Below are 7,705 nucleotides of genomic sequence, written 5' to 3' on the forward strand. Positions count from 1 at the left end.
GAGCTTTTTTCTCCGGGTTGTGGGTTCTTTGGACTCTATGCTGACTCGCAAGTCTGTGAAAAAGTTCTTGGGAACTTTGAATGCTAGGGAATCCACCAATGCCCGTGCGTCGCAGTCGAGTCGGACCTGTCGCGTCACAATGGCAGCCGAATCTCATCGATCAACTGAAGGAAACGCACATGCCCACACCCGTACGCGTCTGGGACCTGCCCACGCGGATGTTTCACTGGGCACTGGTGGCATGCGTCATCGGCCTGGTTATTTCGGGTTATCGCGGCGGTGCGGCGATGGAGTGGCACGCGCGCATTGGCTATGCGGTACTGACCCTGCTTTTGTTCCGTATCGTCTGGGGTTTTGTAGGTGGGCGATGGTCGCGTTTCGGCTCTTTCATTTATTCGCCGAGGTCTGTCATGAATTACCTGCGCGGGCAGGCGCACCCCGATCACCTGGTGGGCCATAACCCGCTGGGAGCAGGATCAGTCTTCGCCATGATTGTCGTGTTGCTGGCCCAGGTCGGGACCGGGCTGATTGGCGATGATGAAATTTCGTTCACCGGCCCCCTGAACAAGTTTGTCGAAAGCAGCCAGGGTCTGGCCGCGACCTGGTATCACAAGCGCGTTGGACAATGGCTGATCCTTGGCCTGGTCGCGCTCCACATTTGCGCAGTCCTGTACTACCTCTGGAAAAGGAATGACAACCTTATCAAGCCGATGATTGACGGGGACAAGGCGCTGGAAAGCCCGGCGGCCGCATCGAGGGACGATCTGGGTTCAAGGGTCGCCGCGCTGGTGATCTTTGGGCTTTGCGCAGGGTGCGTCACCTGGGTCGTCAAGCTGGGCAGCTGAGATTGCGGGCCGAATCCCGCGCTAAACTGGCAGGCCGCCTCCAACCGATCCACCTGCAGCTTGGTCACGAAGTTACCCGTTGTCGAACTATTCTCCCCTGTGACCCCCGAGGAATTGGGAGCCGTCCGGGAGATTTTTCGCGACTACGCCAGCGGACTTGGCGTGGACCTGTGCTTCCAGGACTTCGACCAGGAACTCGCTACGCTTCCAGGTGACTATTCGCCGCCGCGCGGGGCGCTGCTCCTGGCGCGAGTAGCTGGTCAAATCGCCGGCTGCTGCGCGCTTCGGCCGCTGGACGCCGCCGATTATCCCAATGCCTGCGAAATGAAGCGTCTGTTTGTGCGCAATCAGTTCCGCGGAATTGGGCTAGGGAGGCAGTTGGCCGACGCAATACTCGATGCTGCACGGCAAGCGGGGTATTCCAGCGTGCTACTCGACACGCTGGACGATATGGAGGCTGCGCGTGCGCTGTACGAAGAGCTAGGCTTCGCCGAGATCCCTCCTTACTATCACAACCCCATTGCCGGCGCGCACTACCTCAAAGCCGATCTTTAGGCGTTCAAGCCCCTGGCTTGCGCAAGCATCGTGGCAGCGTCGCTGACTTCGAACTTGCCCGGAGCCTCGACATTGAGAGCTACAACCTTGCCATCCTTGATGAGCATCGAATAACGGGCACTACGGACGCCCATGCCGCGGCTGGTGAGATCGAGCGTGAGGCCTGTGGCCTTCGCAAAGTCGGCGCTACCGTCCCCGATCATTCGCACCTTGCTTTCAGTCTTTTGGTCGCGCGCCCAGGCGCCCATGACGAATGCGTCATTGACCGACAAGCACCAGATTTCGTCGATCCCAGCTGCCTTGAGTTCGGCCGCCTTCTCGACAAAGCCGGGAACATGTTTGGCTGAGCACGTCGGCGTGAATGCGCCGGGGAGTGCGAACACGCAAATCGTCTTTCCCGCCGCCGCTTCTGCGGTCTTCACCGGGTTGGGTCCAATAGAGCAGCCATTACCCTCAACTTCGGAGTACTCCTGAAGCGTCACGCTGGGAATGTCATCGCCGACTTTTATCATCTGGTTCTCCAAAAAGGAATCGGCCCACATTGTGGGCCGATTCATGGGAGTTTGCGTTGGCGCAACGCAGGCGCCAGACGCTGAGCAGGGTTTAAACCGCAGCGGCCTTCTCGACCAAACGGGTCGCAACCCAGTTCTTGGTCTTGGAGATCGGGCGGCTCTCGGTGATCTCGATCACGTCACCCGTGTGGTACTCGCTCTTTTCGTCGTGCGCGTGGTACTTGCTCGACTTGGCAACGATCTTGCCGTAAAGCTCGTGCTTGACGCGGCGCTCGACCAGGACCGTAACAGTCTTGGTTCGCTTGTCACTCACCACTTTGCCGATCAGGGTGCGCTTGAGGGAAGTCTTGGCTTCAGTCATGTTCATCCTTACTTGGCCGATTTCTTGTCGGTAGCTTGCGACGCGGACTCAGCTTGCTTCTGGGCAAGGATCGTCTTGGCGCGCGCAATATCGCGGCGCGTGATGCGCAACGTACCGGTGTTGGTGAGTTGTTGCGTAGCCTTCTGCATGCGCAGGCCGAAGTGGGCCTTTTGCAGTTCCTTGACCTCGGTCACGAGGCCGGCAACGTCTTTCTTGCGCAGTTCAGTAGTTTTCATTTTTCATCACTCCTGAATTACGAGCCGATCATGCGGCTGACAAACGTCGTGCGCAGCGGGAGCTTGGCAGCAGCCAGGCGGAACGCTTCGCGAGCGAGTTCTTCAGGGACGCCGACGATCTCGAACACGACCTTGCCGGGCTGGATTTCAGCAACGTAGTACTCGGGGTTGCCCTTACCGTTACCCATACGCACCTCAGCAGGCTTGTGGGAAATCGGCTTGTCGGGGAACACACGAATCCAGATACGGCCGCCGCGCTTGACGTGGCGTGAAATCGCGCGACGCGCAGCTTCAATCTGACGGGCCGTCAGACGGCCACGATCCGTGCACTTCAGGCCGAAGTCACCGAATGCGACCGAGTTGCCCCGTGTAGCGACACCGGTGTTACGGCCCTTTTGCTCTTTGCGGTATTTCCGGCGAGCGGGTTGCAGCATGTTTACTCTCCTTTACCGTCTGCAGGTGCGGCGGTGCCGCCTTCTGCAGGTGCGGCCTTGCGGACGCGCTTAACGGTAGATTTCGGTGCATCGGCACCTGGCGTTGCTTCGGCAGGCTTGTCGCTGCCGTCAACCGGCGCTACGTTACCTGCCCCGGCTGCGGGACGTCGGGCTGGCGGACGACGATCGCCAGCCGGGCGATCACCCGGGCGGCCATCGCGGCGCGGGCCACGGGGACGACGTTCTTCTTCGGCACGGGGCTCGACGATGGCTGGCAAATCATTGCGGCCAAGCGTGTCACCCTTGTAGACCCAGACCTTGACGCCGATGACGCCGTAGGTGGTCTTGGCTTCGGAAAAACCATAGTCAATGTCAGCGCGCAGCGTATGAAGCGGCACGCGACCTTCGCGGTACCACTCGGTACGCGCGATCTCGATGCCGTTCAGGCGACCAGCGGACATGATCTTGATGCCCTGCGCGCCCAGACGCATCGCGTTCTGCATCGCGCGCTTCATGGCGCGGCGGAACATGATGCGCTTCTCGAGCTGCTGCGTGATCGAGTCGGCGATCAGCTGGGCATCGATTTCTGGCTTGCGCACTTCCTCGATGTTCACAGCGACCGGCACACCCAGGCGCTTGCCGAGCTCTTTCTTGAGCGCTTCGATGTCTTCGCCTTTCTTGCCGATCACTACCCCCGGGCGAGCCGAAAAGATGGTGATGCGGGCGCTCTTGGCGGGACGCTCGATGAGAACGCGCGAAACTGCAGCGTTCTTCAGCTTGGCTTTGAGGTATTCGCGAACCTTGATGTCTTCGGCAAGCATGCCGGCGAAATCACGGTTGTTGGCGTACCAGCGGCTGGCCCAGTTGCGGCTGACCGCGAGGCGGAAGCCGGTAGGATGGATTTTTTGTCCCATATTGTCCTGAGCCTCTTAGTTGCCAACGGTCAAGTACACGTGGCACGTGGGCTTGACGATACGGTTGCCGCGGCCTTTGGCGCGCGCGGTGAAACGCTTGAGCGAAGCGCCCTGCTCGACATAGATGGTCTTGACCTTCAGTTCGTCGATGTCGGCGCCGTCGTTGTGCTCGGCGTTCGCAATAGCGGACATCAGCACCTTCTTGATAATGCCGGCGGCCTTCTTTTGCGTGAACTCAAGCGTATTGAGCGCCTGGTCCACCTTTTTGCCTCGAATCAGATCGGCGACCAGACGGCCCTTGTCGACCGACAGACGGACGCCCCTGAGGACTGCACGTGTTTCTGACATGGTCTTTCCTTACTTCTTCTGGACTTTTTTGTCCGCAGGGTGGCCCTTGAAGGTGCGCGTCAAGGCGAATTCGCCGAGCTTGTGGCCCACCATCTGGTCGGTGATATAGACCGGGACGTGCTGCTTGCCGTTATGCACGGCGATCGTCAGCCCGATGAATTCGGGCAGGATCATGGAGCGACGCGACCAGGTCTTGATCGGCTTCTTGTCCTTCGTGGTCACGGCCTTGTCGGCCTTGGCCACAAGGTGATGGTCGACGAAAGGACCTTTTTTGAGTGAGCGAGTCATTCGTTAACCCCTTACTTCTTGCGACGCGACACGACCATGACCTGGGTGCGCTTGTTGTTGCGGGTACGGTAACCCTTGGTCAGGTTGCCCCACGGATCGACAGGATGGCGCCCTTCGCCGGTCTTGCCTTCGCCGCCACCGTGCGGGTGGTCGACCGGGTTCATCACGACGCCGCGAACGGTCGGGCGAATACCCATGTGACGCTTCACACCGGCCTTGCCAAGCTGGCGCAGGCTGTGTTCTTCGTTGGCGACTTCGCCGATTGTTGCTCGGCACTCAATGTGGATCTTGCGAACCTCACCAGAGCGCATGCGAACCTGGGCGTAGGTGCCTTCGCGCGCCAGCAGCGTTGCGGAGGTGCCCGCAGAACGCGCGATCTGCGCACCCTTGCCTGGCTTGAGTTCAATACAGTGAATCGTCGAACCCACCGGGATGTTGCGTACAGGCAGCGTGTTGCCAGCGCGGATCGGGGCTTCCGAACCTGACAGCAACGCAGCTCCAACTTCCAGGCCGCGCGGAGCGATGATGTAGCGACGCTCACCATCGGCGTACACCACGAGGGCGATATGTGCCGTTCGGTTCGGGTCGTACTCGATGCGCTCGACCTTTGCCGGGATGCCATCCTTGTTGCGGACGAAATCGACGACGCGGTAGTGGTGCTTGTGACCACCGCCCTTGTGACGGGTGGTGATGTGGCCGTTGTTGTTGCGGCCAGATTTCTGGATCTGCGGCTCGAGCAACGGCGCGTACGGATCACCCTTGTAGAGGTGGTCCCGGGAGATCTTCACCGCGCCACGTTGGCCCGGTGAAGTTGGTTTCATCTTGATGACTGCCATGATTTACGAGGCCTCCCCATTGAGGTTCAGCTCCTGGCCTTCCTTGAGCCGGACGTACGCCTTGCGGACGTTGTCGCGGCGGCCGACAGAGCGACCAAAACGCTTGGTCTTGCCCTTTGTATTGACGACGGAGACACCCTTGACTTCGACCTTGAACATCAGTTCAACAGCAGCCTTGATCTCGGGCTTGGTGGCGTTTTGCAGCACCTTGAAGGTGACCGCATTGGACTTGTCAGCGACCATCGTTGCCTTTTCGGAAACGATGGGTGCGACCAGAACCTGCATCAAGCGACCTTCGTCAAACTTGCGTGCTGCGGGTGTGGGATTGACGCGGCTCATGCGAACATCTCCTTGAGCTTGTCGATGGCACCCTTGGTGACGAGCACCTTCTTGTAGTGCACCAGCGAGAGCGGGTCGGCGTAACGCGGCTCGACGACGAGGACGTTCACCAGGTTGCGCGAGGCGAGGTACAGGTTTTCGTCGATTTCTTCGGCAATCACCAGAACCGATTGAAGATTCATCGCCTTGAAACGGGCAGCCAAATCCTTCGTCTTGGGCGAATCGACCTTCATCGAGTCAACCACAGCCAGACGGCCCTCGCGGGCCAACTGCGAGAAGATGGACGCCATGCCTGCGCGGTACATCTTCTTATTGATTTTCTGGGTGAAGTTCTCTTCCGGGCTGTTCGGGAATATCCGACCACCGCCGCGCCACAGTGGCGAGGAGGTCATACCGGCACGGGCGCGGCCCGTTCCCTTTTGCTTGAACGGCTTCTTGGTCGAGTGCTTGACCTGCTCGCGATCCTTCTGGGCGCGAGTGCCCTGACGGGCATTGGCCTGGAACGCAACGACGATCTGGTGGACCAGGTCTTCGTTGTATTCACGGCCGAACACGGTCTCCGGCGCGTCGTACTTCGACGAAGCCTGGCCTTGTTCGTTCAGGAGTTCGAGTTGCATTACTTGGCTCCCTTCGTGGCAACCTTGTCAGCCGCTGCGGAAGCGGGCTTGGCCTTGATGGCAGGGCGCACAGTGACGAATCCGCCCTTCGAACCAGGAACAGCACCCCTGATGAGGAGCAACCCACGAGCCTCATCGATGCGCACGACGTCGAGATTCTGAGTGGTGACAGTGTCGTCACCGAGGTGACCAGTCATTCGCTTACCAGGAAACACACGCCCCGGGTCTTGCGCCATGCCGATAGAGCCAGGCACATTGTGCGAACGGCTGTTGCCGTGCGACGCGCGCTGCGACTTCATGTGGTGACGCTTGATGGTACCGGCGTAGCCCTTACCGATAGTCGTGCCCTGCACGTCCACCTTCTGGCCCACAACAAACACATCAGCAGCAGGAACGGCGGCACCGGCAGCGTACTTGGCTGCGGTATCGGCGGTCACACGGAATTCCTGGATGATTTCACCGGCTTCCACACCCGCCTTGGCGAGGTGACCGGCTTGTGGCTTGGTGACGCGCGACGATTTGCGCGAACCGAACGTGACCTGAAGGGACACGTAGCCATCATTCTCTTGGGACTTGACCTGGGTCACACGGTTGTTCGATACGTCGACCACCGTGACAGGAACTGCGTCCCCGTCATCGGTGAAAAGGCGCATCATGCCCACCTTGCGGCCCAGCAACCCGAGGGAGGTGCTCAGACTCATTTTTTTGACTCCATTACTTTCGCCGCAGCCGCTGCAATTGGCTTCTGCGTTTGACGTTCCCACTAGGGTCACGGCGAAAGAAGGTTGATAAATTCACCCGAACAACCAGGCCATTCGGCTAGATCGCTCGGCGAAACTGCCTTCACCCTTTTTCGGGGAAGTCTTGGATTATAGCCTGCCTGTTGCAGCCCTGCATAGCCCTGCCACGCGACCTTTTTCGAACCACGCCGCAGTGTGAAGCCGCTACTGAGCTGCAAAAACTTAGCTGCGTAAAAAAGCCGCCCTAAGGCGGCCTCGGATGATGCCAAGCCGTCTTTACTGCAACTTGATTTCGACGTCGACGCCAGCAGGCAGGTCCAACTTCATCAGCGCATCAACTGTCTTGTCAGTCGGATCGACGATATCCATCAGCCGCTGGTGCGTGCGAATTTCCATCTGATCGCGGCTGGTTTTGTTCACGTGCGGCGAGCGCAACAGGTCAAAACGCTTCATGCGCGTCGGCAGGGGTACAGGACCCTTCACAATGGCGCCCGTGCGCTTGGCGGTATCGACGATTTCAGCGGCAGATTGGTCAATCAGCTTGTAATCGAACGCCTTGAGGCGGATGCGGATTTTTTGTTGAGTAGCCATTTTGATTACTCCAAAATCTTGGCGACGACGCCCGAACCTACGGTCTTGCCACCTTCGCGGATAGCAAAGCGCAGGCCTTCTTGCATGGC

Annotated in this window: 14 protein-coding genes and 1 pseudogene; 2 read left to right on the plus strand and 13 right to left on the minus strand. The window is 59.4% G+C overall.

Features of this window, described 5'->3' with window-relative positions:
* Positions 1-179: 179 nt before the first annotated feature.
* Positions 180-845, plus strand: coding sequence for a cytochrome b/b6 domain-containing protein (locus tag AQ12_RS16160; protein ID WP_048440992.1), 666 nt, complete (start codon positions 180-182; stop codon positions 843-845).
* Positions 846-944: 99 nt separating this feature from the next.
* Positions 945-1,400: a GNAT family N-acetyltransferase gene (locus AQ12_RS16165; RefSeq protein WP_238587740.1), complete on the plus strand. Its 456-nt coding sequence runs from the start codon at positions 945-947 to the stop codon at positions 1,398-1,400.
* Here the strand turns inward: AQ12_RS16165 and AQ12_RS16170 are convergent.
* From AQ12_RS16170 to AQ12_RS23550, 13 genes and pseudogenes are all read right to left on the minus strand, one after another.
* On the minus strand, positions 1,397-1,912 hold the full coding sequence (locus AQ12_RS16170) for a peroxiredoxin (RefSeq protein ID WP_048440993.1): 516 nt from the start codon (positions 1,910-1,912) through the stop codon (positions 1,397-1,399). The genes AQ12_RS16165 and AQ12_RS16170 overlap by 4 nt on opposite strands.
* 91 nt (positions 1,913-2,003) lie before the next feature.
* Positions 2,004-2,273 carry a 30S ribosomal protein S17 gene (gene rpsQ, locus AQ12_RS16175; protein ID WP_048440994.1) on the minus strand — a complete coding sequence of 90 codons (270 nt, stop codon included), beginning with the start codon at positions 2,271-2,273 and terminating at the stop codon, positions 2,004-2,006.
* A gap of 8 nt (positions 2,274-2,281) precedes the next feature.
* Positions 2,282-2,509, minus strand: coding sequence for a 50S ribosomal protein L29 (gene rpmC / locus AQ12_RS16180; RefSeq protein ID WP_048440975.1), 228 nt, complete (start codon positions 2,507-2,509; stop codon positions 2,282-2,284).
* Between the two features lie 17 nt (positions 2,510-2,526).
* Positions 2,527-2,943, minus strand: a complete 417-nt coding sequence (gene rplP, locus AQ12_RS16185; RefSeq protein WP_048440976.1) for a 50S ribosomal protein L16 — start codon at positions 2,941-2,943, stop codon at positions 2,527-2,529.
* Between the two features lie 2 nt (positions 2,944-2,945).
* Entirely contained in the window at positions 2,946-3,857 is a 912-nt protein-coding gene (rpsC, locus tag AQ12_RS16190) for a 30S ribosomal protein S3 (RefSeq protein WP_048440977.1), read from the minus strand.
* A gap of 15 nt (positions 3,858-3,872) precedes the next feature.
* Entirely contained in the window at positions 3,873-4,205 is a 333-nt protein-coding gene (gene rplV, locus AQ12_RS16195; RefSeq protein ID WP_048440978.1) for a 50S ribosomal protein L22, read from the minus strand.
* Positions 4,206-4,214: 9 nt separating this feature from the next.
* Entirely contained in the window at positions 4,215-4,493 is a 279-nt protein-coding gene (gene rpsS, locus AQ12_RS16200) for a 30S ribosomal protein S19 (RefSeq protein WP_013899633.1), read from the minus strand.
* An 11-nt stretch (positions 4,494-4,504) separates the two neighbouring features.
* Positions 4,505-5,329 carry a 50S ribosomal protein L2 gene (rplB, locus tag AQ12_RS16205; RefSeq protein ID WP_048440979.1) on the minus strand — a complete coding sequence of 275 codons (825 nt, stop codon included), beginning with the start codon at positions 5,327-5,329 and terminating at the stop codon, positions 4,505-4,507.
* Between the two features lie 3 nt (positions 5,330-5,332).
* Positions 5,333-5,668: a 50S ribosomal protein L23 gene (gene rplW / locus AQ12_RS16210; protein WP_048440980.1), complete on the minus strand. Its 336-nt coding sequence runs from the start codon at positions 5,666-5,668 to the stop codon at positions 5,333-5,335.
* Positions 5,665-6,285, minus strand: coding sequence for a 50S ribosomal protein L4 (rplD, locus tag AQ12_RS16215; protein WP_048440981.1), 621 nt, complete (start codon positions 6,283-6,285; stop codon positions 5,665-5,667). Before rplD ends, rplW begins: the two co-directional genes overlap by 4 nt.
* On the minus strand, positions 6,285-6,986 hold the full coding sequence (rplC, locus tag AQ12_RS16220; protein WP_048440982.1) for a 50S ribosomal protein L3: 702 nt from the start codon (positions 6,984-6,986) through the stop codon (positions 6,285-6,287). Before rplC ends, rplD begins: the two co-directional genes overlap by 1 nt.
* Positions 6,987-7,301: 315 nt before the next feature.
* Positions 7,302-7,616: a 30S ribosomal protein S10 gene (gene rpsJ / locus AQ12_RS16225; RefSeq protein ID WP_048440983.1), complete on the minus strand. Its 315-nt coding sequence runs from the start codon at positions 7,614-7,616 to the stop codon at positions 7,302-7,304.
* Between the two features lie 5 nt (positions 7,617-7,621).
* Positions 7,622-7,705, minus strand: a pseudogene (locus AQ12_RS23550) (elongation factor Tu); the annotation flags it as partial.

Origin of the sequence: Caenimonas sp. SL110 (assembly GCF_001044395.1) — a bacterium.
Classification (GTDB): domain Bacteria; phylum Pseudomonadota; class Gammaproteobacteria; order Burkholderiales; family Burkholderiaceae_C; genus Ramlibacter.

What these genes read in the sequence shown, in the direction of transcription:
- AQ12_RS16160 (WP_048440992.1), top strand. Translation starts at nt 180, where the DNA reads ATGCCCACACCCGTACGCGTCTGGGACCTGCCCACGCGGATGTTTCAC.
- AQ12_RS16170 (WP_048440993.1), bottom strand. Translation starts at nt 1,912, where the DNA reads ATGATAAAAGTCGGCGATGACATTCCCAGCGTGACGCTTCAGGAGTAC.
- rpsQ (WP_048440994.1), bottom strand. Translation starts at nt 2,273, where the DNA reads ATGACTGAAGCCAAGACTTCCCTCAAGCGCACCCTGATCGGCAAAGTG.
- rpmC (WP_048440975.1), bottom strand. Translation starts at nt 2,509, where the DNA reads ATGAAAACTACTGAACTGCGCAAGAAAGACGTTGCCGGCCTCGTGACC.
- rplP (WP_048440976.1), bottom strand. Translation starts at nt 2,943, where the DNA reads ATGCTGCAACCCGCTCGCCGGAAATACCGCAAAGAGCAAAAGGGCCGT.
- rpsC (WP_048440977.1), bottom strand. Translation starts at nt 3,857, where the DNA reads ATGGGACAAAAAATCCATCCTACCGGCTTCCGCCTCGCGGTCAGCCGC.
- rplV (WP_048440978.1), bottom strand. Translation starts at nt 4,205, where the DNA reads ATGTCAGAAACACGTGCAGTCCTCAGGGGCGTCCGTCTGTCGGTCGAC.
- rpsS (WP_013899633.1), bottom strand. Translation starts at nt 4,493, where the DNA reads ATGACTCGCTCACTCAAAAAAGGTCCTTTCGTCGACCATCACCTTGTG.
- rplB (WP_048440979.1), bottom strand. Translation starts at nt 5,329, where the DNA reads ATGGCAGTCATCAAGATGAAACCAACTTCACCGGGCCAACGTGGCGCG.
- rplW (WP_048440980.1), bottom strand. Translation starts at nt 5,668, where the DNA reads ATGAGCCGCGTCAATCCCACACCCGCAGCACGCAAGTTTGACGAAGGT.
- rplD (WP_048440981.1), bottom strand. Translation starts at nt 6,285, where the DNA reads ATGCAACTCGAACTCCTGAACGAACAAGGCCAGGCTTCGTCGAAGTAC.
- rplC (WP_048440982.1), bottom strand. Translation starts at nt 6,986, where the DNA reads ATGAGTCTGAGCACCTCCCTCGGGTTGCTGGGCCGCAAGGTGGGCATG.
- rpsJ (WP_048440983.1), bottom strand. Translation starts at nt 7,616, where the DNA reads ATGGCTACTCAACAAAAAATCCGCATCCGCCTCAAGGCGTTCGATTAC.